Annotated in this window: 21 protein-coding genes; 18 read left to right on the forward strand and 3 right to left on the reverse strand. The window is 72.9% G+C overall.

All coding sequences use genetic code 11. From position 1 onward, the window contains the following. Nucleotides 1-5 precede the first annotated feature (5 nt). Nucleotides 6-797 carry an Fpg/Nei family DNA glycosylase gene (locus tag AC3A3L_RS16460; RefSeq protein ID WP_487641111.1) on the reverse strand — a complete coding sequence of 264 codons (792 nt, stop codon included), beginning with the start codon at nucleotides 795-797 and terminating at the stop codon, nucleotides 6-8. 62 nt (nucleotides 798-859) lie between these two features. Between AC3A3L_RS16460 and mmuM the strand changes: the two genes are divergently transcribed. Next, nucleotides 860-1762 carry a homocysteine S-methyltransferase gene (gene mmuM / locus AC3A3L_RS16465; protein ID WP_487641112.1) on the forward strand — a complete coding sequence of 301 codons (903 nt, stop codon included), beginning with the start codon at nucleotides 860-862 and terminating at the stop codon, nucleotides 1760-1762. Here mmuM and helR read toward each other — a convergent pair. After that, nucleotides 1752-3932 (reverse strand): RNA polymerase recycling motor ATPase HelR, encoded by a 2181-nt coding sequence (gene helR, locus AC3A3L_RS16470; RefSeq protein WP_487641113.1) that lies wholly within the window; start codon nucleotides 3930-3932, stop codon nucleotides 1752-1754. The two genes, mmuM and helR, sit on opposite strands and share 11 nt — an antisense overlap. A gap of 64 nt (nucleotides 3933-3996) precedes the next feature. Here helR and AC3A3L_RS16475 point away from each other — a divergent pair, with 64 nt between their 5' ends. From AC3A3L_RS16475 to AC3A3L_RS16540, 14 genes are all read left to right on the forward strand, one after another. Next, complete coding sequence (locus AC3A3L_RS16475) at nucleotides 3997-4437, forward strand: YiiD C-terminal domain-containing protein (RefSeq protein ID WP_487641114.1); 441 nt, start codon at nucleotides 3997-3999, stop codon at nucleotides 4435-4437. Beyond that, on the forward strand, nucleotides 4434-4796 hold the full coding sequence (locus tag AC3A3L_RS16480) for a DNA polymerase ligase N-terminal domain-containing protein (RefSeq protein WP_487641115.1): 363 nt from the start codon (nucleotides 4434-4436) through the stop codon (nucleotides 4794-4796). Before AC3A3L_RS16475 ends, AC3A3L_RS16480 begins: the two co-directional genes overlap by 4 nt. Before the next feature lie 31 nt (nucleotides 4797-4827). Then, the gene (locus AC3A3L_RS16485; RefSeq protein ID WP_487641116.1) at nucleotides 4828-5037 is read left to right on the forward strand and encodes a hypothetical protein; all 210 of its coding nucleotides are present in this window, start codon (nucleotides 4828-4830) and stop codon (nucleotides 5035-5037) included. A 244-nt stretch (nucleotides 5038-5281) separates the two neighbouring features. Further along, nucleotides 5282-6106 carry a bestrophin-like domain gene (locus AC3A3L_RS16490; protein WP_487641117.1) on the forward strand — a complete coding sequence of 275 codons (825 nt, stop codon included), beginning with the start codon at nucleotides 5282-5284 and terminating at the stop codon, nucleotides 6104-6106. Then, the gene (locus AC3A3L_RS16495) at nucleotides 6081-6743 is read left to right on the forward strand and encodes a hypothetical protein (protein ID WP_487641118.1); all 663 of its coding nucleotides are present in this window, start codon (nucleotides 6081-6083) and stop codon (nucleotides 6741-6743) included. Before AC3A3L_RS16490 ends, AC3A3L_RS16495 begins: the two co-directional genes overlap by 26 nt. Before the next feature lie 125 nt (nucleotides 6744-6868). Next, nucleotides 6869-9745: a Na+/H+ antiporter subunit A gene (locus AC3A3L_RS16500; protein ID WP_487641119.1), complete on the forward strand. Its 2877-nt coding sequence runs from the start codon at nucleotides 6869-6871 to the stop codon at nucleotides 9743-9745. Further along, the gene (locus AC3A3L_RS16505; protein WP_487641120.1) at nucleotides 9742-10239 is read left to right on the forward strand and encodes a Na(+)/H(+) antiporter subunit C; all 498 of its coding nucleotides are present in this window, start codon (nucleotides 9742-9744) and stop codon (nucleotides 10237-10239) included. Before AC3A3L_RS16500 ends, AC3A3L_RS16505 begins: the two co-directional genes overlap by 4 nt. After that, nucleotides 10236-11942, forward strand: coding sequence for a Na+/H+ antiporter subunit D (locus AC3A3L_RS16510; RefSeq protein ID WP_487641121.1), 1707 nt, complete (start codon nucleotides 10236-10238; stop codon nucleotides 11940-11942). The genes AC3A3L_RS16505 and AC3A3L_RS16510 overlap by 4 nt, the downstream gene beginning before the upstream one ends. Beyond that, entirely contained in the window at nucleotides 11939-12499 is a 561-nt protein-coding gene (locus AC3A3L_RS16515; RefSeq protein WP_487641122.1) for a Na+/H+ antiporter subunit E, read from the forward strand. Before AC3A3L_RS16510 ends, AC3A3L_RS16515 begins: the two co-directional genes overlap by 4 nt. Then, nucleotides 12496-12801, forward strand: a complete 306-nt coding sequence (locus AC3A3L_RS16520; protein ID WP_487641123.1) for a monovalent cation/H+ antiporter complex subunit F — start codon at nucleotides 12496-12498, stop codon at nucleotides 12799-12801. Before AC3A3L_RS16515 ends, AC3A3L_RS16520 begins: the two co-directional genes overlap by 4 nt. Continuing rightward, complete coding sequence (gene mnhG / locus AC3A3L_RS16525) at nucleotides 12798-13163, forward strand: monovalent cation/H(+) antiporter subunit G (protein WP_487641124.1); 366 nt, start codon at nucleotides 12798-12800, stop codon at nucleotides 13161-13163. The genes AC3A3L_RS16520 and mnhG overlap by 4 nt, the downstream gene beginning before the upstream one ends. A gap of 52 nt (nucleotides 13164-13215) precedes the next feature. Continuing rightward, nucleotides 13216-14931, forward strand: a complete 1716-nt coding sequence (locus tag AC3A3L_RS16530; protein WP_487641125.1) for a cation:proton antiporter — start codon at nucleotides 13216-13218, stop codon at nucleotides 14929-14931. Between the two features lie 35 nt (nucleotides 14932-14966). Further along, nucleotides 14967-15806, forward strand: coding sequence for an aldo/keto reductase (locus tag AC3A3L_RS16535; protein WP_487641126.1), 840 nt, complete (start codon nucleotides 14967-14969; stop codon nucleotides 15804-15806). Nucleotides 15807-15844: 38 nt separating this feature from the next. Further along, entirely contained in the window at nucleotides 15845-16576 is a 732-nt protein-coding gene (locus tag AC3A3L_RS16540; protein WP_487641127.1) for a peptidylprolyl isomerase, read from the forward strand. Nucleotides 16577-16619: 43 nt separating this feature from the next. Here the strand turns inward: AC3A3L_RS16540 and AC3A3L_RS16545 are convergent, their stop codons facing one another. Continuing rightward, nucleotides 16620-17048: an OsmC family protein gene (locus tag AC3A3L_RS16545; protein ID WP_487641128.1), complete on the reverse strand. Its 429-nt coding sequence runs from the start codon at nucleotides 17046-17048 to the stop codon at nucleotides 16620-16622. Between the two features lie 396 nt (nucleotides 17049-17444). Here AC3A3L_RS16545 and AC3A3L_RS16550 point away from each other — a divergent pair, with 396 nt between their 5' ends. From AC3A3L_RS16550 to AC3A3L_RS16560, 3 genes are read left to right on the forward strand one after another with little or no spacing between them, the layout of a single operon-like run. Continuing rightward, the gene (locus AC3A3L_RS16550; RefSeq protein WP_487641129.1) at nucleotides 17445-18269 is read left to right on the forward strand and encodes a formate dehydrogenase accessory sulfurtransferase FdhD; all 825 of its coding nucleotides are present in this window, start codon (nucleotides 17445-17447) and stop codon (nucleotides 18267-18269) included. A gap of 59 nt (nucleotides 18270-18328) precedes the next feature. Then, the gene (locus AC3A3L_RS16555) at nucleotides 18329-19522 is read left to right on the forward strand and encodes an exonuclease SbcCD subunit D (RefSeq protein WP_487641130.1); all 1194 of its coding nucleotides are present in this window, start codon (nucleotides 18329-18331) and stop codon (nucleotides 19520-19522) included. Continuing rightward, nucleotides 19519-22503: an AAA family ATPase gene (locus AC3A3L_RS16560; protein ID WP_487641131.1), complete on the forward strand. Its 2985-nt coding sequence runs from the start codon at nucleotides 19519-19521 to the stop codon at nucleotides 22501-22503. The genes AC3A3L_RS16555 and AC3A3L_RS16560 overlap by 4 nt, the downstream gene beginning before the upstream one ends. Nucleotides 22504-22655 lie beyond the last annotated feature (152 nt).

Consider the following 22655-nt stretch of genomic DNA (forward strand, 5'->3'; position numbering starts at 1 on the left):
TCCCGCTACGCCTGGCAGACCGCGCACCAGAACAGGCGGCGGGCGGCGATCGACGTGTCCTGCACGGGCGTCCCGCAGATCCGGCAGGGCAGGTCGGCGCGGCCGTAGACGTAGTGGGCGTCCACGCGCCGTGGGCGTCCGGAGGGGCGCTCGCGGTCGGCGGGCAGCGTCGTGACGATGCGGCCGGCACGGACGCCTGCGCGCAGCAGCACCACGAGGTCGTCCCACAACGCGTGCAGCACGGACGCGTCGTGGAGGCGCCCGGGTCGCAGCGGGTCGAGCCGCTGACGGAACAGCACCTCGGCGCGGTAGACGTTGCCGACCCCTGCCACGACCGCCTGGTCCATCAGGAGGGTGGCGATCGGTGCGCGACTGCGCAGGACGCGGGCCACGAACGCCTCCACGTCGGGACGCCTCCGGAGCGGGTCGGGACCGAGCCTGGCCAGGACGCCCTTGCGCTCCGCGTCGGTGAGCAGCTCGCAGGCGGTCGGCCCGCGCAGCTCCAGCCAGTGCCCGCCGCCCACCAGCCGCAGCCGGAGGGCACCACGAGGGGCCGGCGCCGGGAGCGTGCCGTCGCGGAACTTCCCGTAGAGGCCGAGGTGGATGTGCAGCCACAGGTCGTCGTAGCGGTGGAAGAGGTGCTTGCCCCACGCGTCCGTCGCGCCGAGCACGCGACCGTCCAGGAGTCGCGCGCCGTCCTCGAAGCGGCCCTGCGGGCTGTCGGCGGACACGTGCTGGCCGCCCAGGAGCCGGGCGTGGCGGCGGGCGAGTCGGTGGATGGTGTGTCCCTCTGGCACGGGCCGATCGTCGCCGACGAGACCCGCGTGTCGTCACACCCCTCGGGTGCCAGACTCGGGGCATGACCCGCACGGACGTCCGCACCACCATCGCCGAGCGCCCGGTCGTCCTCGACGGTGGTCTCGCGACCCTGCTCGAGGAGCACGGCCACGACCTGTCGAGCGACCTGTGGTCCGCGCGGTTGCTGCGCGACGACCCGGCGGCGGTCGAGCGGGCCCACCGCGAGTTCTTCACCGCGGGGGCCGAGGTGGCGACGACGGCGTCGTACCAGGTGTCGTTCGAGGGCTTCGGCGCTGAGGGCGCGGACCGCGACGAGGTCGAGCACCTGCTGCGCAGGAGCGTCGAGCTGGCCGCCGCCGCGCGGGACGAAGTGGCGCCCGACGGGTGGGTCGCGGCGTCGGTCGGGCCGTACGGCGCGGTGCTCGCCGACGGCTCGGAGTACCGCGGCGACTACGACCTCGACGTGGCCGGGCTGCGGGCCTTCCACCGACCCCGGCTCGACGTCCTCGCCTCGACGGTCGGCTGGCACGCCGACGTGCTCGCGGTCGAGACGATCCCGTGCCTCGCCGAGGTGGAGGCCGTGCTCGCCGAGCTCGACGGGAGCGGCGTGCCGGCATGGCTCTCGCTGTCCACGGCCAACGGGCTCACCCGACTCGGCGAGCCCATCGGCGAGGCGTTCGCGATGGCGGCCGACGTCGACGAGGTCGTCGCCGTCGGGGTCAACTGCACCTCGCCCACCGATGCAGGTGAGGCCGTGCGGGTCGCCGGTGCGCACGGTCCCGCGGTCGTCTACCCCAACTCCGGCCAGGGCTGGAACGCCGCCACCCGCTCGTGGGAGGGGCGCTCGGCGTTCCACCCGGCCGACGTCGAGGCGTGGGTGGCGGCAGGCGCACGGCTCGTCGGCGGCTGCTGCCGCGTCGGCACCGCCGACATCACCGCCCTGCGCAACGCCCTCACGACGTGAGCACGACGAGCCGCTGCGTGGCACGGGTCATCGCGACGTAACGGTCCACCGCGCCTGCCACGCCGTCCCCGAAGCGGTCCGGGTCGACGAGCACGACGAGGTCGAACTCGAGGCCCTTGACCAGCTCGGGCGCGAGTGAGCGGACCCGAGGATGGTCGACCCAGGTCGGGTCGCCGACCACGACCGCCGTTCCCTCGGCGTGCTGGGCGAGCCAGTCGCCGATGATCGCATCGCGATCGGCGGCGGGCGCGTGGAGCACCGGGATCCCGCTCTCGCGGACCGAGGTGGGGACGTTGGCCCCGGGCAGCGCCGCGCGGATCACCGGCTCCGCCTCGGCCATCACCTCGGCCGGGGTGCGGTAGTTCACGGTCAGGGGAGCCACGGTGACGCCCGTGAGGCCGACCCGTGCCAGTCGCTCGGTCCACGACTCGGCGAAGCCGTGGCGGGCCTGGGCCCGGTCGCCGACCACGGTGAGGCTGCGCGAGGGACAACGCCGCAGCAGCATCGCCCACTCGGCGTCGGTGAGCTCCTGCGCCTCGTCGACGACCACGTGCGCGAACGGCCCGGCGAGCAGGTCGACGTCCGAGGGCGGCAGCGCCTCGTCGTCGACCAGGGCTGTCTGCAGGTCGTCGTGCAGGAGCATCGACACCAGTCCGTCGCCGAACTCGTCCGCGCCCGTCTCCCGCGCCGTGGTCCGCAGGTCGTCGATCACCTCGCCCATCCGCGCCCGCTCACGGGCCTCGGCAGCCTGCGTTCGCCGTCGCCGGCGCGACGCCTCGGGGTCGCCGAGCCGCAGCCGTGCGGCGTCGAGCAGCGGGAGGTCGGCGTACGTCCAGGCCTCGGCATCGTCGCGACGCAGGGCACGCACGTCGTCCGGCCCGAGCCAGGGAGCGCAGTGACGCAGGTAGGCCGGCACCGTCCAGAGGTCGCCGACGAGGTCGGTGTGCTCGATCAGCGGCCACGCGCGGTCGAACGTGTCGCGCAGCCCGGCGTGCCGGTCGAGCACGCGCCGGACCTGGTCGGGGGAGAGGTCCTCGAAGGCGTCCGCCGCCTTGTCGACGAGGATCGTGAGGACCTCGTCCCAGACCTCGTCGCGGGCCAGGTTGTGGGGAGTGCCGGGGTCAGGGGAGTCGAAGGCCTCGGCCCACTCGGCTGCGGTGATCCGGACGTCGCCCCACGCGGTCTCGACGACGTACGACTCGGAGGGCGGCTCCTCGTAGAGCGCGACCGCCGGCTCGATCGCCTCGACCATCCGCACGTCCGACTTCATCGACGCGACGTGCACGTCGGGCTCGGGACCAGCCGCGTCCTCGGGCACGAGGTCGCGGACCGTGCAGGTCTGCACGCCTTCCTCGCCGAGGCTCGGCAGCACGTCGCCGACGTAGGCGAGGTAGGGCTCGTGCGGACCGACGAAGAGCACGCCGCCACGCCGGTGCCCCAGTCGCGGATCGGCGTAGAGCAGGTAGGCGGTGCGGTGCAGCGCGACCACCGTCTTGCCCGTGCCCGGTCCACCGTCGACCACCAGCGCTCCACGCGACCCGGCGCGGACGATGGCGTCCTGGTCGGTCTGGATGGTGCCCAGCACGTCGCGCATCCGCGGCGTACGGCTCCCGCCGAGGGTCGCGATGAAGGCCGACTGGTCGTCCAGCGCGGCGGTGTGCGTCAGGCCCTCCTCGGTGAATGCCTCGTCCCAGTAGTCGACGATCCGGCCGCCCGCCCAGCGGTAGCGGCGCCGGCTCGCCAGGCCCTGTGGGTGCGCGTGGGTGGCGGCGAAGAAGGGCTCGGCCGCCGGCGAGCGCCAGTCGACGAGCAACCGCCGGCCGTCCGCGTCGGCAAGGCCGAACCGGCCGACGTACGTCGTCTGCGCGCCGTCCGCGTGGACGATCCGCCCGAGGCAGAGATCGAGGTCGTAGCGGCGCAGGGCGCGCAGCCGGGTCGTCAGCCGGTGCACCTCCTGGTCGCGCTCGAGGGCGGCCGTGCCGTGACGCACGGCGGTCCGCCTGGTCTCGGCGAGGCGCTCCTCGAGGTCGGCGACGGCCCGCTCGAGACTGGTGGCGATCCGGGCGAAGTGCTCGCGGTCGCCGTCGATCAGGGCGGGGTCGGACTTGGCGCTGAGGGTGTGGGGGAGGGCGAAGGGTGCGGTGTCCTGATGGCTGTCGAGCTGTGTCACGCGGTGCAGTGTGAGGGCTGACCGGGGCCTTGCGGCAAGCCCCCCGATGGCCTATACGTTGAGAGTGGAGGCAGTCCAGGCCGTCGGTTCGGTCCCGATCCTGGAGGCCATGGGGATCCGCGTCGTCGAGCTCCGTGCGGGCCACGCCGCCGCCGAGCTCCCGCACGAGCCCAACGTCAACCACTTCGGCGTCACCTACGCCGGCTCGCTCTTCAGTGTCGCCGAGATGCTGGGTGGGCTGCTCAGCCTGACCACCTTCGACCTCGAGGGCGAGCTCGCCGGGTTCGTGCCGCTCGTCAAGGAGTCCACGATCCGGTTCCGTCGGCCCGCGCTGGGCGTCGTACGCGCCACGGCGTCGTTGTCCGACGACGAGGTCGCGCGGGTGCGCGCCGACGCGCTGGCGTCGGGCAAAGGGGAGTTCGTGCTCGAGGCGACGCTCACCGACGCCGCCGGCGAGGTCGTGGCGACGACCGTCGGGACCTACCAGCTGCGACGTCTCGGGTGACCGGGCCGAGGTTCGTCCTGCACGACCACCGCAAGCCGAGCCCACACTTCGACCTGCGGCTCGAGGAGGACGGCGTGCTGCGCAGCTGGGCGGTGCCCAAGGGGCTGCCCGACGACCGGCGGCACGACCGCCTCGCCATCGCGGTCGACGACCACGCCCTGGACCACGTCGACTACGAGGACGAGCACAAGTCCGTGGCGGACACCGGCACGTGGGAGGAGCACTCCCGTGACGACCGGCGCCTGGTCTTCTCCCTGCACGGTCGTGGCGGCTCCCGGCGCTATGCGCTCATCCACACCGGTGGCTCCCAGTGGCTCCTCCACCTCACCAAGGAGCAACCCCGCGTCAACAACGGTTGACAACAGGCGTTATGTCAACGACAGTTGACGCATGAGGACCTCAGTCGACGCAGGCGAGCCGAACGAGGAGAGCCCGCTGGAGGAGCTCATGAGGATCGCCCGCGCCAAGCACGAGCTGGCCGCTGCGGAGGCCGTCGCCGTACGACGCGCACGCGTCCACGGGTTCTCCTGGGCAGAGATCGGCACGATGCTCGGCGTCTCCAAACAGGCGATGCACAAGAAGTACGGCAAGTTCGCCTGACGCGACGGCGTGATCGGGGAACATCGGCCCGCTGAGGGCGAGCCGAAGTTCCCCGATGTCAGGTCTCGCGGGACGCAGCCGCCCCTCTTTCACATCAGGCGGGATCGCCGATAACTGACATTATGTCAGATCGGGTGTGCGTCGCCCCCTCCCCGCCAGCCTCCTCATTCCCCGCGGGTGATGGCGCGGCCTGCTGAGCCCCCGAGGATCAGCAGGAGCAGCGCCCACAGGACGGAGGCCGGCCGTGAACCTGCTCTGGGGTGTCCTCGTCGTGGTCCTCGTCGTCGCCGTCGCGGTGGCCGCCATGCTGACGGTTCGCAGGCACGCACCCGAGGGCAGCTTCTTCAGCGACGGTGATCGTGCCTCCGGCGTCTTCGGCGTGCTCGCGACCGGCTTCTCGCTGCTCCTCGGCTTCATCATCTTCCTGGCCTTCTCCTCGTACGACGCGTCGCGCACCGGCGCCGAGGCCGAGGCGACCGCCGTGTCGCAACAGGTGGAGACCGCCCAGTTCATGCCCGCGACGGTCTCGTCGGAGCTGACCGGTGAGCTGGTCTGCTACGGACGCTACGTCGTGGGACCGGAGTGGGACGCCGTGGACGCCGGGACGCTGGACGACGCCGTGAACCCCTGGGGCGCCGAGATGTACCGCACGTTGAAGGGCGTCGAACCGAGGACCGCAGCCGAGCAGTCGGCCTACGACCGCTGGATGGACCAGACGACCGACCGCCAGCAGGCGCGGCTCGCGCGCATCCACGGGGTGGAGGGCATCATCCCGTCTCCCCTGTGGGTGGTCCTGTTCGTGATGGCCGGGATGATCCTCGTCTACATGCTGTTCTTCGCCGACGCCGGCGAGCGCGCGGTCACCCAGGCCCTCCTGATGGGCAGCGTGACCGTCGTCCTGGCCGTGCTCCTGCTCATCCTCGTGTTCTTCGACCACCCGCACGGCCACGGCGTCGGCCGGCTGCAGCCCACGGCCATGGAGCGCTCCCTGCGCCTCGTGGACCTGCAGGCCGAGGTCGCCGGACTGGACCTGGAGGTCCCTTGTGACGCGCGCGGCCGCAGCAGCTGACCGGCCGCCCGGGACGCCGAGCACCGCGGCGTTCGAGCTGCTGGTCACCATCCTCCTCGTCGTCGCGGCTGTGGCGACGTCGTGGAGCAGCTACCAGGCGACGCGCTGGAACGGCGAGCAGGCCAAGGCCGCGGGGCGCACCAGTGCCATCAGGATCGAGGCCGCCCGGTCCGCGGGCCTCGCCGAGGCGCAGACCCAGATCGACGTCGCCACCTTCATCGCGTGGACCGAGGCCGACATCGGCGGCGATCCCAAGCTCGCCGAGTTCTACGTCCGGCGCTTCCGCGACGAGTTCCGCGTCGCGTTCGACGCGTGGATCGACACCGATCCGCTCCGGGACCGCACTGCGCCACGCACGCCGTTCGTCATGCCGGAGTACGAGGTCGCGGCGCGCACGGAGGCGGTGGCACTCGACGCGAAGGCTGAGAAGTCCGCGGCGTCCGTGGCCGAGGACGTCCAGCGGGCGAGCAACTACGTCCTGACGGTGGTCCTCTACACCGTCGTGCTGCTGTTCGCCGGGATGAGCACCAAGCTGTCGCAGCGGCGTACCCGCATCGGCATGCTGACGATCGGGTACGTCCTGCTGCTCGCCACCATCGCCTGGGTGACGACCTTCCCGGTCAGCGTGGCGGTCTGACGACGCCGCGGATGGGGTCCTCGCCCCATCTTTGGTCCCAGCGCCGTCGAGCGTCCGGATCGGGGTTCGAGCGCCTGTACGGTTGAGGAAACTCCACCGAACGACGAGGACCGCTGCCTGTGCTGTTGCTGATCGCCGCTCTGCTCGCGGCGGCGGTCGTGTCTCCATGGCTGTTGCTCCGCGCGGGCAGGCGAGCATTCCTGGGCATCGCCCTGGTGCCCCTGGCCGGCACCGTGTGGGTCGCTGCCCAGGGCGCGGCCGTCCACGACGGCGAGACCCTCGCCGAGGTGCATCCGTGGGTCGGCAGCATCGGCATGGACCTGGCGCTCGCCATGGGCACCCTCCAGTGGGTGATGGCGCTGATCGTGCTCGGCATCGGCGCGCTCGTCCTCGGCTACTGCGCGTGGTACTTCGACGACGACGAGCCGGGCGTCCCTCGCTTCGCCGGCGTGCTGGTCGCGTTCGTGGCGTCCATGCTCGGCCTGGTCCTGGCCGACGACCTGCTGCTGCTCTACGTGTTCTGGGAGCTGACGACGGTCTTCTCGTTCCTCCTCATCGGCCACGACTCCGAGCGACGCGCCAGCCGCCGCGCCGCCATCCAGGCGCTGGTGGTGACCACCTTCGGCGGCCTCGTGCTGCTCGTCGGCGCGATCGTGGTCGGGCGGGCCGCCGGGACCTTCCGCATCACCGAGATCCTGGCCGACCCGCCCGGAGGCGCCGCCGTGACCGTCGGCGTCCACCTCCTCCTGGTGGGCGCCGTCAGCAAGTCGGCCCTGCTCCCCTTCCACTTCTGGCTCCCGTCGGCGATGGCGGCGCCGACCCCCGTCAGCGCCTACCTCCATGCGGCGTCGATGGTGAAGGCCGGCGTCTACCTGGTCGCTCTCCTGGCTCCCGCGTTCGCCGCCGTGACCGGGTGGCGCACCGTGCTCCTGGTGCTCGGTCTCACCACGATGGTCCTCGGCGGCGCACGAGCGCTGCGCCAGCACGACCTCAAGCTCCTGCTCGCCTACGGCACCGTCAGCCAGCTCGGCTTCCTGGTGCTCGTCCTCGGCGTCGGCACCCGCAGCGCGACGCTCGCCGGGCTCGCGCTCCTGATCGCGCACGCGCTGTTCAAGGCGACGCTCTTCCTCGTCGTCGGCGTGATCGACCACAGCACCGGCACGCGCGACCTCCGCGAGCTCACCGGCCTCGGCCGCCGGCTGCCCGTCGTCGCCGTCACCGCGACGCTCGCCGCCGCCTCCATGGCGGGACTCCCCCCGCTGATCGGCTACGTCGCCAAGGAGAGCGTGCTCGTCGCGCTCGTCGACGTCGCCCGCACGGGCGACGGCACAGGGATCGGTACGACGAGCGGGTGGCTGCTGCTCGCCGGAGTGGTCGTCGGGTCGATCCTCACGGCCGCCTACTCGGCCCGGTTCCTGTGGGGCGCGTTCGGCAACCGGGAGGTCGAGTCCCCCGTGTCGGTGCACTCCCCCTCCGCCGGCTTCGTCGTGGCTCCCGTGGTGCTGGCGGGGCTGTCACTCGCGCTCGGGTTCCTCGGCGTGCCGCTCACGTCACTCCTCGACCCCCAGGCAGACACGTTCCCGCCCGGCGCGCACGAGCCGGAGCTCTCGCTCTGGCACGGCGTCGGACTCCCCCTGGTGCTCACCCTCGTGACCCTCGCCGCCGGTGCCGCGATGTTCGTCGCCCGCGAGCCCGTCGCGCGATGGCAGGCGGCGCTCGTCCACGACTGGAGCCTCGAGCGGGCCTACCGCGGCGGCATGCGCCTGCTGGACCGGACGGCGGTCGAGGTCACCGGTGTCGTGCAGCGGGGCTCCGCGGCGGCGTACCTCGCCATCATCCTGGTGGTGCTCGTGCTGCTCCCGGGCTCGACCCTGCTGGGCGGCCTCGACGGTGTGCACGTGTCGGCGTGGGACAACCCCGCGCAGGCGGTCATCGGCGCCGTCGTCGTCGTCGCAGCCGTGATGACGGCGCGGTCCCGGCGCCGCATCCGCGCGGTCCTGCTCGTCGGGGTCACCGGCTACGGCACGGCCCTCCTCTTCGTCCTCCAGGGCGCGCCCGACCTCGCCGTGACCCAGGCGCTCGTCGAGACGCTGACCGTGGTGGTCTTCGTGCTGGCGCTGCGCCGGCTGCCGGAGTACTTCACCGACCGTCCGCTGAGTCGCCAGCGCTACCTGCGGATCGCGCTCGGCGTCGCGGTCGCCGTCGTGACCGCCGGCTTCCTCCTCGTCGCAGGCGCGGCGCGCACCGCCGACCCGGTCTCGCTCTCGCTGCCCGAGCAGGCGCTCGAGTTCGGCGGCGGCGGCAACATCGTCAACGTCATCCTCGTCGACACGCGGGCGTGGGACACCCTCGGCGAGCTCGCCGTGCTCGTGGCGGCGGCCACCGGCGTGGCCAGCCTGGTGTACGTCAACGCCCGCGGCGCCGACATCCGCCGCGTCCACGACATCCCCTACCCGGCCGGCGTGGAGAAGGTCGCCACCAGCCCGGGACGCCGCGCCTGGCTGCCCGGCTCCCGCACCCTGCCGCCCGACAAGCGCTCGATCATCTTCGAGGTGATCGTGCGGCTGCTCTTCCACACGCTGGTCGTGATCTCGATCTACCTCCTGCTCGTCGGCCACAACCAGCCCGGCGGCGGCTTCGCCGCGGGCATGACCACGGGCCTGGCCCTCGTGGTGCGCTACCTCGCGGGAGGCCGCTACGAGCTCGACGAGGCGGCGCCGGTGGACGCCGGGCGCCTGATCGGGGCCGGCCTCGCGGTGGCCGCGCTGGCGGCGCTGCTGCCGATGGCCTTCGGCGGCGTGGTGCTCCAGTCCGCCGTGATCGACCTGCACCTGCCGCTGCTGGGTGACCTGCACCTCGTGTCGTCGGTCCTCTTCGACGTCGGGGTCTACCTCGTCGTGGTCGGGCTGGTCCTCGACCTGCTGCGGGCCCTCGGCTCCCACATCGACCGCGACATCCAGCGCGCCATGCGCGCGGCCCAGTCGGAGGCGGAGACCGCATGACCGTGAACCTGACCCTCGTCCTCGTCGCCGCCGCCCTCCTCGGGTGCGGTGTCTACCTCGTGCTCGAGCGCAGCCTGTCGCGCGTGCTGATCGGGATCGTCATGATCGGCAACGGCGTCAGCCTCTCCTTCATGGTCGCCGGCGGTCCGGCGGGCCGCGCCCCGATCGTGACGAAGGGCGGCGACACGACCGGCCTCACCGACCCGCTCCCCCAGGCGATGGTGCTCACCGCCATCGTGATCACCCTCGCGACCACCGCGTTCGTGCTGGCCATGGCCTACCGCAGCTGGCAGCTCAACGGCCACGACGACGTGCAGGACGACATCGAGGACGACACCATCCGCAGGCTCGCCCTGCGCGACGTGACGTCGGAGGCCTACTCGGCCACGACGTCCGACTACCCCGGCGACGACTCCAGCGGCGACCCCGGGCAGGGCCCGGACGACGACCCCCTGGCCGCCGACGCCGCCGAGACGGAGGCCCGGTCGACGTGAACTCCCTCGTCCCCCTCCCCGTCCTGCTGCCGATCCTCGGCGCGGGTGCCTCGCTGGCGCTGCTCCACCACCCGCGCATCCAGCGCTGGCTGAGCCTCGCCGTGCTCGGCTCCGTCGTCGTCGTCGCTGCCGTGCTCCTCGTGCAGGCGGACCGGCACGGCCCGCAGACCGTGTGGATCGGAGCGTGGCCCGAGACCCTCGGCATCGTGCTGGTCGCCGACCGGCTCGCCGCGCTGATGCTGCTGGTCAGCGCCATCGTGACGCTGGCGGTCCTCGCCTACTCGGTCGGGCAGGGCATGACCGAGGACGAGGAGGGCGCGCCGATCTCGGTCTACCACCCCACGTTCCTCGTGCTGGTGGCCGGCGTCGCCAACGCCTTCCTCGCCGGCGACCTGTTCAACCTGTTCGTCAGCTTCGAGATGCTGCTCTTCGCGAGCTACGTCCTGCTGACCCTGGGCGGCACGGCGGCCCGGGTCCGCGCCGGCACGATCTACGTGCTGGTCAACCTGTTGTCCTCGACGCTCTTCCTCATCAGCCTGGCGGTGACGTACGCCGCCACGGGAACGCTCACCCTCGCCCACCTGGCGCACCGGCTGGCGGAGCTGCCCGACCACGTCTCGCTGATGATCCAGCTGCTCCTGCTGACGACGTTCGCCATCAAGGCGGCCGTGTTCCCGCTGTCGCTGTGGCTGCCGGACAGCTACCCGACCGCGCCCGCGCCGGTCACGGCGGTGTTCGCCGGGCTGCTCACGAAGGTCGGCGTCTACGCGATCCTGCGGATGCAGACGCTGCTGTTTCCCGACAGTCCCCTCACCGACCTGCTCCTGTGGGCCGCGCTGCTCACGATGCTGATCGGCATCCTCGGTGCCATCGCGCAGTCCGACATCAAGCGCATGCTGTCCTTCACGCTGGTCAGCCACATCGGCTACCTCATCCTCGGCATCGCGCTCGCCAGCCGCACCGGCACGGCCGGCACGACGTTCTACGTCGTCCACCACATCACCATCCAGACCGCTCTCTTCCTCGTCCTCGGCCTCGTCGAGCGGCGCGCGGGCAGCACGGCGCTGATGCGCATCGGCGGGCTGGCGCGCATCGCCCCGGTGCTGGCGGTCCTCTTCTTCGTGCCGGCGATGAACCTCGCGGGCATCCCGCCGTTCTCGGGCTTCATCGGCAAGGTCGGGCTGTTCCAGGCGGCGCAGCTCGACGGCAGCCCGCTCGCGTGGACGCTCGTCGCGGCGGGCGCCGCGACCAGCCTGCTGACCCTGTACGCCGTCGCCAAGACGTGGGCGGTCGCCTTCTGGCGCACCCCGCTCGAGGCCCACGAGGCGCTCGAGGCGATCGGCGAGTCCGTCGGCGAGGCCGCCAGCGAGCCGGTGCCGGGCCACGACACCCGTCCCGTGCACCAGCACCGGGGCCACGTCCACACCGCCGCGGGCACCGTGTCGCGGCGCGACATCGAGGAGGCGCGCCGCCTCGGCGACGACAACGAGCCCGACCGTGACTTCCACACCCTGATCGAGGCGGGCGAGGACAACCGCCACTCCCCCCTCGGCATGCTGCTTCCCGCGGGGGCCCTGGTCGCGGCCAGCGTGGTGCTGTCGGTGATCGCGGGACCGCTCTACGCGCTCAGCGACCGGGCCTCGGTCGACCTGCACGAGCGCACCCCCTACCTCTCCTCCGTCCTCACCGAGGAGCACCCGTGAGCCCGGTCATGCGCACCCGCCGGGACGGGTCCACCCGCCCCGCCCGGCACCGGGCCGTCCAGCCGCTGGCGGTCGCCTGGCTGCTGCTCGTCTGGCTGGCGCTGTGGGGAGCGGTGACGCCGCTGCTCCTCGTCGGGGGCGTGCTCGTGGCGGTGGTGGTCTGCCTCGCCTTCCCCCTCCCCCCGATCGACCTCGGGTCGTCGGTCCGCCCCCTCCCCCTGCTCGGCGTGATCGCCCGCTTCCACCTCGACGTCGTACGGGCGAGCATCGAGGTGGCCGGCGTCGTCCTGCGGCGGCGACCGGTGCGCAACGCGGTTGTCGCCGTCGACCTCGAGACCAAGTCCGACTTCCTCATGACCCTCGTCGCGTCCATGCTGTCGCTGATCCCGGGGTCCGTGGTCGTCGAGGCCCGCCGGTCCACCCACACGCTCTACCTCCACGTCATCGACGTACCCGACGCGGCGGCAGCCGAGGAGTTCCGCCGCACCGCCCTGGCCCTCGAGCAGCGGCTGCTGCGCGCGCTGCCGCCGCGACCCACCGACCGGGAGCGCCCATGACCCTCGTGCTCGTCCTCGGAGCCACGCTGCTCGCAGCCGCCGCCGTGCTCCTGCTCGTGCGCCTCACCATCGGACCGACGATCCTCGACCGCAGCGTCGCCCTCGACGTGCTGGTCGCGGTCACGGTGTGCGCGACCGGCCTGTACGTCGCCCACTCCGGCGTGACCTACCCGCTCCCGATGCTCGTGGTGCTCGCCGGGTGCGGCATGGTCGGCGCGGTGAGCGTCGCCCGCTACGCCAGCCGCAGCGACGACCTCGAGGCCGGCGACCGGGACGACCCGGGGATCGGGGGCAAGTGGTGAGCTGGACCCAGGGGGCCGACCTCGCCGCCGCCGTGTGCATCCTCCTCGGCGCGCTGCTCGCGCTCATCGCCGCGATCGGCGTCGTACGGCTGCCCGACCTGCTGACCCGGATGCACGCCGCCACGAAGCCGCAGGTCCTCGGCACGGTGCTGGTGATGACCGGCGTCGCGCTGCGCCTGCGCGACCCGGCGGTCGTCGGCATGCTCGCGCTCATCGTGCTGCTCCAGATGGCCACCAGCGTGGTGTCCAGCCACATGGTCGGCCGAGCTTCGTTCCGCGCGGGACAGGTCCGCAGCGACCTCCTCGTGGTCGACGAGCTCAGCGACGGCCCGAGCCACGAGGAGCCGCGCGGCGCACCCTGACCGCGTCTCCGGGCCCGGCGCCGGGCGGCCGAGCCTCGCTACCCTGACGGGCGTGGAGCTGCTGACCCTCGCCGTCGCCGCCCTCACGGCGATCGTGGTGGCGGCCGTGCTGTCCCGGCGCACCGGGATCGCCACGCCCCTGGTGCTGCTCGTCCTCGGCATCGCCTTCAGCCTCGTGCCCGGCACGCCCGACTTCCAGCTGGAGCCCGACTGGATCCTGCTCGGGGCGCTGCCGCCGCTGCTGTACGCCACGGCGGTCCAGGTGCCCGTCCTCGACCTGCGCCGCAGCATCGGCATGATCACGTGGCTCTCGGTCACGCTGGTCGTCGCGTCCGCACTCGCCGTCGGTGCTGTCGTGCACCTCGTCGCTCCCGACGTCTCCTTCGCCGCCGGCGTGGCGCTGGGCGCCGTCGTGAGCCCCACGGACGCGGTCGCCGCGACCGCGATCGGCAAGCGCCTCGGTCTCCCCCACCGGCTGATGACCGTGCTGGAGGGCGAGAGCCTCTTCAACGACGCCTCCGCCCTGGTCCTGCTGCGGACGGCCCTGCTGGCCATCACCGCGGGGTTCAGCCTGGGCGACGCGGTCCTCGACTTCGTCCGAGCGGTCGCTCTCGCCGTCCTCATCGGGTACGTCGTGGGCCGGGCGACCGTCTGGCTGCGGAGCAAGCTGGACGACCCCGTCCTGATGACGGCGGTCAGCTTCATCGTGCCGTTCCTGGCCTTCCTGCCCACCGAGGAGGCCGAGGCGTCGGGCGTCGTGGCCGTGGTGGTGGCGGGCCTCGTCACGGGGCACCACGGACTCCGGACCTTCAGCGCCCGGGAGCGACTCACCGAGCGCACCAACTGGCTGACGATCCAGTTCCTCGTCGAGAACGGCGTGTTCCTCTTGATGGGCCTGCAGCTCGAGTCGCTGCTGCGCGACCTCGACGACTCGTCGAGCAGCCTGCCCGAGGTGCTGGGCATCGCCGCCCTGGTCCTCGTGCTGCTGCTCGTGCTGCGCATCGGCTTCATCGGTGTCCAGGTGCTCCTGGCCCGGCGACGCCGACCGCGACTCGGCGCCCTGCGCCAGCGGCTCACCCTCATCAGCCACCGCGTCGACACGATGGAGCAGGAGGGCGGACCGCGCGTCGACAGCCCACGTGGGCAGCACCGGCTCGCGCAGTTCCGGCGACGGATCGAGCGCGGAAGGGCCGACGTGGCCTACCAGGAGAGCGAGCCCATCACCGCGCGGGGCGGAGCGGTCCTGTCGTGGGCCGGGATGCGCGGCGTCGTCACGCTCGCCGCCGCCCTCACGATCGGCCCGGAGGTCGACGAGCGAACGCTGCTGATCACGGTCGCGTTCGTCGTGGCGGTGGTGTCGCTCCTCGTCTACGGCGGCACCCTTCCGTGGGTGATCCGCACGCTGGGCGTCTCGGGTGTCGATCCGGACCGGCAGCGTGCCGAGGTGGCTGAGCTCGTCGACGACATCACCGCCACCGCGGCCGCCGCCGTGGGACCCGCGGACCGGATCGTCATCGACGGCACCCCGATCGACCCGGACGTCGCCGCCGAGACGCTGGCCTGGTTGGACCGCATCCGCGACGCCCGCGCCGACCGGGACCCGGAGGCCCTCACCCGCGCCTCGCAGCGGGTCCTCCTGCACCGCCAGCTCATCACGCTGATGCGCGACGCGCTGCACGAGGAGCGCGCGATCGGCGCCTACAGCACGGCTGCGCTGACTCGCGCGTCCGCACTCATCGACGCCCAGGAGCTCCGGCTGGAGCGCTGAGACGCGCGCTTTCCGGCGCGGCCTAGGTTGGTGCCATGGCCCACATCCCGACGTACGACCTCAACGACGGCACGACCATCCCCGCGATCGGCTTCGGCACCTACCCCCTGCGCGGTGACGACGGCACCGAGGCGATCCGCACCGCCATCGAGGCCGGCTACCGCCTCGTCGACACCGCGGTGAACTACGAGAACGAGGTGGAGGTCGGTGAGGCCGTCCGCCGCTCGGGGGTCCCCCGCGACGAGCTGGTCGTGGCCAGCAAGATCCCGGGGCGCCACCACGCGTACGACGACGCGATCGCGTCGGTGCGGGAGTCGCTGGGCCGCCTCGGGCTCGAGCGCACGGACCTCCACCTCATCCACTGGCCCAACCCGAGCCAGGGGAAGTACGTCGAGGCGTGGCGCGCGCTGGTGCAGCTGCAGAAGGACGGCCTGGTGCGGTCCATCGGTGTCTCCAACTTCACCGAGGAGCACCTCGAGCGGATCATCGACGACACCGGTGTCACGCCGGCCGTCAACCAGGTCGAGCTGCACCCGCGCTTCCCGCAGGACCACATGCGCGAGGTGCACGAGCGGCTCGGCATCCGTACCGAGGCCTGGAGCCCGATGGGCAAGCGGCGTGCACCCCTCGAGGAGGACGCGGTCCGGGCAGCGGCAGACGCACACGGCGTCTCCCCCGGTCAGGTCATCCTGCGCTGGCACGTCCAGCTGGGCTCGCTCCCGATCCCGAAGTCGGCCGACCCCGCCCGGCAGGCGCAGAACCTCGACGTGTTCGGCTTCGAGCTCACCGACGACGAGGTGGCCGCCATCTCCGGGCTCGCGGAGGCCAAGGGGCGCCTGTTCGGGGGCGACCCGGACACCCACGAGGAGATGTGACGCAGGGCCCTCGAGGTGGGCTGGCTACCATCACGGGCATGCTGAAGCGACTCGCCACCGTGGCCGCCTGCCTGTCCGTCCTCGCGCTCTCCGCGTGTGGCAACGAAGCGGACGGGAAGGACACCGCGTCCGACCCGGCGGCGTCCGACACCACGAGCGAGTCGGCCGACGCGTCGGAGTCGGACTCGCCGGAGGCGTCCGGGAAGACGACCACCTGCGACTACCCCGAGGACGGCCAGGAGCCGGCGCGCGACGTCGAGCGCCCGGACGCCGAGGCGCCCGCCGAGGGCACGGTCGCCGCGACGATCACGACCAACTTCGGCGACATCGGCCTGACCCTCGACGCGGCGACCACGCCGTGCACGGTGAACTCGTTCGTCTCGCTCGCCGAGCAGGGCTTCTACGACGACACCCCGTGCCCGCGCATCGGTGACCAGGACGGCTTCGGCATCCTGCAGTGCGGCGACCCGACCGGCACCGGCTCCGGCGGCGCCGGCTACTCGTTCGCCGACGAGCTGAGCGGCGACGAGACCTACCCGGCCGGCACCCTCGCGATGGCCAACGCGGGTCCCGACACCAACGGCTCGCAGTTCTTCTTGGTCTTCCGCGACTCGCAGTTCCCGCCGAACTACACGGTCTTCGGCACGATCGACGAGGCCGGTCTCGAGACGATCGACGCGATCGCGGCCGAGGGCAACGACGGTGCCCACCCCGCCGGCGGCGGTGCGCCCAACAAGGACGTCACCATCGAGAAGGTCACCGTCGGCTGACCGTCGGGCGCGCGCCGTCGTACGTCGTACGAGGGCACGGCGCTCAGGGCACCGGGTCGTAGGCGACGGCCTCGCCGAGCTGCACGGTCCGCGAGACGGTGCACAGCCGGTCGCGCGACATCTCGATCGCGGACTGGACGCGCTCGCGGGCGGCGTCACCGTCCGGACCCTCCGGGAAGGCGATGTCGAACGAGACCCGGATGCCGATCAGGTGGTTGCCCTCGCCGTCGCGCACCTTGTGGCCCTCGGCGTGGACGTCGAACGTCGTGCTGGACGTGCGCTTGTGCGTGATCGCCTCGACGTCGAGGGCGGTGCAGCCGGCGATCGCCGTGAGCAGCAGCTCGATGGGCGTGAAGTCGGGGTCCACTCCCCCGGTGCCGAAGAACGTCTCGCCACCGCGGGCGTTGGTGGCCTTGAACCTGGCCGGGCCGATGCGGGTGAGCTCGACGCTGCGCAGCGTGTCGTCCGTCATGACGAACACCCTGCCAGAGCATGCTCGGGCAGGGTGTCCGGTCCCCGACGGTGGGGTCTCCGCGGACGACCTCGCAGGGGGGTCAGCGGGTGACGCGTCGCGCGGCGCGTCGGGCTCGGCGCTCCTCACGGCGGGCGATCTCCACGTTGCGCAGGAGCGCGGTCCTCGGCGGAACGCGCTCGCGAGTCGACGAGGCTGAGAGCCAGGTGCAGCTGCGTGGTCATGAAGATCGGTCCTCTCGAGGGCGTCGGGCCCTCACGTGGTGAGCAGTGGATGTAAGAACTAGCCGCTCCGTTGCGGCCCTTACAGTTTACGGACCAGTAGCTTCCGGTCCGGCATCCACGAAGGGGTGATCTCGACCACCGTTCGCACGGGAGCGCGGGCTAGGGTCGAGGGGTGACGACCGAGCGAGGGCGACGGCCCGGACCCTCCGTCCGGACGCGGGTGGTGGAGCACACCGAAGCCGCCGAGGTGCCCCGCGAGGACCGCCTGATCACCGAGGAACCGCTCGAGATCCGCGTGCGGTCCGCATCGTCGGCCCCTCGTCGCGCCTGGGTGACGATGCGGACGCCCGGGCACGACTTCGAGCTCGCCGCCGGCTGGCTCGTCAACGAGGGTCTCGCGGCGCCGACGTCGATCACGCAGGTCGCCTACTGCACGGACGCCGACCTCGCTCCCGAGCAGGAGTTCAACGTCGTGACGGTGACCATCAGCGACGCCACCGCTCTCCCCCACCGGCACGAGTCGGCGTCCTCGGGCTCCTCGGCCTGTGGCGTGTGCGGCAAGGACAGCGTCGTCGAGGCGCTCGCCACCCGGACGTCCCGGCCCTGGGCCGGCCCGCGTCCGGACGCGTCCGTCGTACGACGCCTGCCGGGGGCGCTGCGCGCGCGGCAGACGCTCTTCGCCCGGACGGGCGGCGTGCACGCCGCGGGGCTGGCCGACGAGCGCGGGACGCTCTCCGTCGTCCGCGAGGACGTCGGTCGCCACAACGCGGTCGACAAGGTCGTCGGAGCGAGCGTGCTCGCCGGCGCCCCTGCCGCCTCGGCGTGCCTGGTGCTGAGCGGGCGGGTCGGTTTCGAGCTCGTGCAGAAGGCCGCGGCGGCCGGGATCGGGTCGATCGTGGCGGTCGGAGCGCCGACCAGCCTGGCGGCACGACTGGCGGACGAGGCGGGCATCGAGCTGTGGGGCTTCACGTCCGCAGGGCGCACGGTCCGCTACTGACCGAGCCGTCGGCGGCGTGGTGGGCGGACCGTGTCGGTGCAGCGATCTAACGTCGTCCCGTGCGCATCCTCCACACCTCCGACTGGCACCTGGGGAGGTCCTTCCACCGTGAGGACCTCCTGGTCCACCAAGGAGCCTACGTCGACCACCTCCTCGAGGTCGTCGACCAGGAGGACGTCGACGTCGTGGTCGTCTCCGGCGACGTCTACGACCGCGCACTCCCCCACGTCGACGCCGTGGCGCTGGCCGACGAGGCGTTCGCGCGGCTGGCCGCCTCCCGGGCACAGGTCGTGGTGAGCAGCGGCAACCACGACAGCGCGCGTCGCCTCGGGTTCGGCTCGCGCCTGATGGACGCGGCGGGGGTCTTCGTCCGCACCGACGCCTCGTCGGTCGGCACTCCCGTCGTGCTGTCCGACCAGCACGGTGACGTGGCGATCCATGCCATCCCCTACCTCGACCCGTCCGCGCTGCTCGAGCCCTGGGCGTTGGGCCGCCGAAGCCACGAGGCCGCACTGTCCGCAGCGATGACGCGGGTCCGGGCCGACCTCGCCGCGCGGGGAGGGTCCGCCCGCAGCGTGGTCCTCGCCCACGCCTTCGTCGCCGGCGCGACACCCTCGGAGTCCGAGCGCGACATCAGCGTGGGAGGCGTGTCCCGGGTGGCCACGAGCCTGTTCGACGGCATCGACTACACCGCCCTCGGGCACCTCCACGGCCCCCACGTGCTCGACGAGCGACTGCGCTACTCCGGGTCCCCGCTGGCCTACTCCTTCTCGGAGGCCGACCAGGCCAAGGGCTCGTGGCTGGTCGACCTCGACGCCACCGGCTTCGCCTCCGCGACGTGGGTCGACGCGCCGGTGCCGCGCCGACTGGCCCGGCTCTCGGGCACGCTCGAGGAGCTGCTCGCCGACCCCACGCTCGCGCACCACGAGGACGACTGGGTGCAGGTCACCCTGACCGATGCCCGCCGACCCGTGCGCGCGATGGAGCTGCTGCGCCGGCGCTTCCCCCACACGCTGGTCCTGCAGTTCCCGACCCCCACCGTCGACGCCCGCACCGCTCCACGACCCGCACCCGGCACGAGCGACCACGCCATCGCGCTCGACTTCGTGCGCCACGTCCGCGGCTCCGATGCCACCCCCGCCGAGGCCGCGCTCCTGCGCGACGCGATCGACGCCTGCTGCGACGACCCCGACCTCGACGTCCTCGTGGGTGCGCGGGCTGACGCCCCCGGTGACGCAGGCGGTGCCGCGTGAGGCTGCACCAGCTCCAGGTCGTCGGCTTCGGACCCTTCGCCGACCCGGTGTCGATCGACTTCGACGCCCTGTCCGACGCCGGGCTCTTCCTGCTCAGCGGGCCGACCGGCGCGGGCAAGTCCAGCGTCCTCGACGCCGTCTGCTTCGCCCTCTACGGCGACGTCCCGGGCGACCGGGCCGCGGCCAAGCGGCTCCGCTCCGACCATGCCGCCGACGACGTCGCCCCACGGGTGGTGCTGGAGGCGACCCTGTCCGGTCGACGCTTCCGGATCGACCGCTCGCCGGCGTGGACCAGGCCCAAGAAGCGCGGCACGGGCACCACCACCGAGCAGGCCCGGGTGGTGATCTCCGAGCGCCGACGCACCGACGACGGGCAGCACCTGTGGCACCCGCTCAGCACCCGCCTCGACGAGACCGGTCACCTCGTCACCCGCCTCGTCGGCATGACGCTCCCCCAGTTCTGCCAGGTCGCGATGCTGCCCCAGGGCCGGTTCCAGGCCTTCCTGCGTGCCCGCTCCGAGGAGCGCCACGCGCTGCTCCAGCAGGTCTTCCAGACCGGCCGCTTCGACCGCACCGAGCGGTGGCTGCGCGAGCGTCGCGTCGAGCTGAGACGTGCCTCCGACCAGCACCGCAGCAGCGTCGCCGACCTGGTGAGCCGCGTCAGCGAGGTCGGTGACGATCGTGCTCCCGACGACTGGCAGTCCGATCCCGGCAGCCTCGCGGACTGGGTCTCCGAGCTGACCCGAGCAGCGGAGGAGGCGTCGACCGAGCAGTCACGCCGTGCCGTCGACGCGGCTGCCGCGGAGACCGCAGCTGCCGCCGCCAGTGCTGCGGGCGCCGAGCTCGCAGGGTTCCAGGCCACCCACGCCGCGGCCCGACGTGACCGGTCCGCCCTCGAGGCGGCTGCGGGGGTGCACGCCGAGCGCGTACGTCGCTCCGAGCTGAGCCGACGCGCCGCTGCCGTGCGCCCGCTCCACGACCTCGCGGTCGAGTCGGGCGCCGCGGCCGCCGACCTCGAGCGCCGGCACGCGGACTCCGTCGCGTCGTTGGCCGAGCTGCTCGGACTGACCACCCTCGACGAGACCCAGGTCGCAGACCAGCTCCGCGGCGCCACCCGCGTGCTCGACGACCTCGCCCGGGTGCGTCCGTTGCGCCGCCAGGTCGGCGAGGCCGAATCCGCCCTCGCCCGCACGGCGAGCAGCCGACAGGAGGCCGCGGCGGAGCTGGAGCGGCTCTCCGAGAGGGCGGATCAGGTGCCCCGCGTCCTGGCCGAGCTGGAGCCGCAGCTCGCATCCGCGCGCGAGGCGGTGTCGGAGACGACGGCTCTCGAGCGGGACCTCGCGGTGGTGGGCTCGCGCGTGCGCGCTGCCCGGACGGCCGTCGACCTCACGTCCGAGCTCTCGGTCGCCCGGCAGCAGCTCGACGCGGCGACGCAGGCCCGGCTGCTCGCGCGCGAGCAGCTCGTGGAGATCCGCGAGCAGCGTCTCGACGGCATGGCCGCCGAGATCGCCCGCCAGCTCGCCGTCGGCGCGTGCTGCCCCGTGTGCGGGTCGGCCGACCACCCCTCCCCTGCCTCCTCCGCCTCCGGCGCACCCGACGAGGCTGCCGAGCGCGAGGCGCGACGTGAGGTCGACGACCTCGAGGTCGTCGTGGAGGCGCACGCCCAGCAGGTGCGTGGCCTCGAGACCCGCCTCGCAGCCGCCCTCGCCGAGGCGGGCGAGTCGCTCGAGAGCCTGCTCGCGACCGAGGCCACGACGACCAGCCGTCTCGCGGCCGTCCGTGCAGCCGCGGGGACGGTCGAGCCCCTGGCCGGGCGGCAGCGCGCCCTGCTCGACGAGCAGGCCGACATCTCCCGGCAGCGCGAGGCGGTCACCGCCACGGCGTCACGGCTCGACACCGAGGCAGCCGTCCTCGCCTCCCGGCTCGAGGCGCTGCGCGAGCAGGTGCGCACCGTCCTCCCCGATGGCGCCGACCTCGACGCCATGACCGCACACCACCGGCAGGTCGAGCAGCTCGCCGCCACGTGCATCGAGGACGCAGCCGGTCTCGCCCGCGCGCGAGACACGGCGACGAGCACCCAGCAGGCCGCCGACACGGCCGCGTCCGAAGCGGGATTCGGGTCGTCCGTCGACGCGGCGGCCGCATGGCTCCCCGAGGCCGAGCTCGGCGCACTCCTCGGGGCCATCGATCAGCACGAGCGCGAGCTCGCCCGCACCGGGGAGCTGCTCGCCGACCCCGACCTGGTCCGCGCCGGAGCCACCGACGCCCCCGACCTCGACCTGCTCGCCGAGACCCATCGCCGTGCGCGCGAGCAGGCGGCGACCGCCCGGCACCGCGACCTGGCGCTGCGCGACCGCGTGCGCCGCCTCGGCGACCTCACCGACGAGGTCCGTGCCGCGCTCGCCGCGTGGGAGCCGGTCCGCGCGGACCTCGACCTGGTCGGCGACCTCGCTGCCCTCGTGGAGGGCAAGCATCCTGACAACCGCCACCAGATGCGCCTGTCCGCCTACGTCCTGGCTCACCGGCTCGGCCAGGTCGTCGATGCCGCCAACCTGCGGCTCTCCACCATGAGCGACCGGCGCTACTCCCTCGTCCACACCGGACAGCGCGGTGCCGGGGAGACGCGTGGCGGCCTCAGCCTGCTGGTCCGCGACGACTGGACCGGAGACAGTCGCGACCCGGCGACGCTCTCGGGCGGGGAGACCTTCGTGGTGTCCCTCGCGCTCGCGCTCGGCCTCGCCGACGTGATCACCCAGGAGGCAGGTGGCGCCGACCTCGACACCCTGTTCGTCGACGAGGGTTTCGGCTCGCTCGACGCCGAGACGCTCGAGGACGTGATGGACACCCTCGACACCCTCCGTGACGGCGGACGGGTGGTCGGCGTGGTCAGCCACGTGCCCGAGCTGCAGACGCGGATCCCCGCCCAGCTGCGGGTCCACCGCGGGCGCCACGGCAGCCGCACCAGCCTGGTCGTCGCCTAGCTGCTTCGTACGCACAGGTGCCGTTCGGCGTACGCCCCCAGCTGATCCACGTTTTCAGCCCACCGGTGCCAGGCAGATCTGGACCGATGGCTGCGCGTCGGGTCTCGGGATGACCAGGGCGGTCGGTCGTGAACGGTTCGCATGCGTACGAC

This window comes from Nocardioides sp. Soil_C_8 (assembly GCF_057656315.1).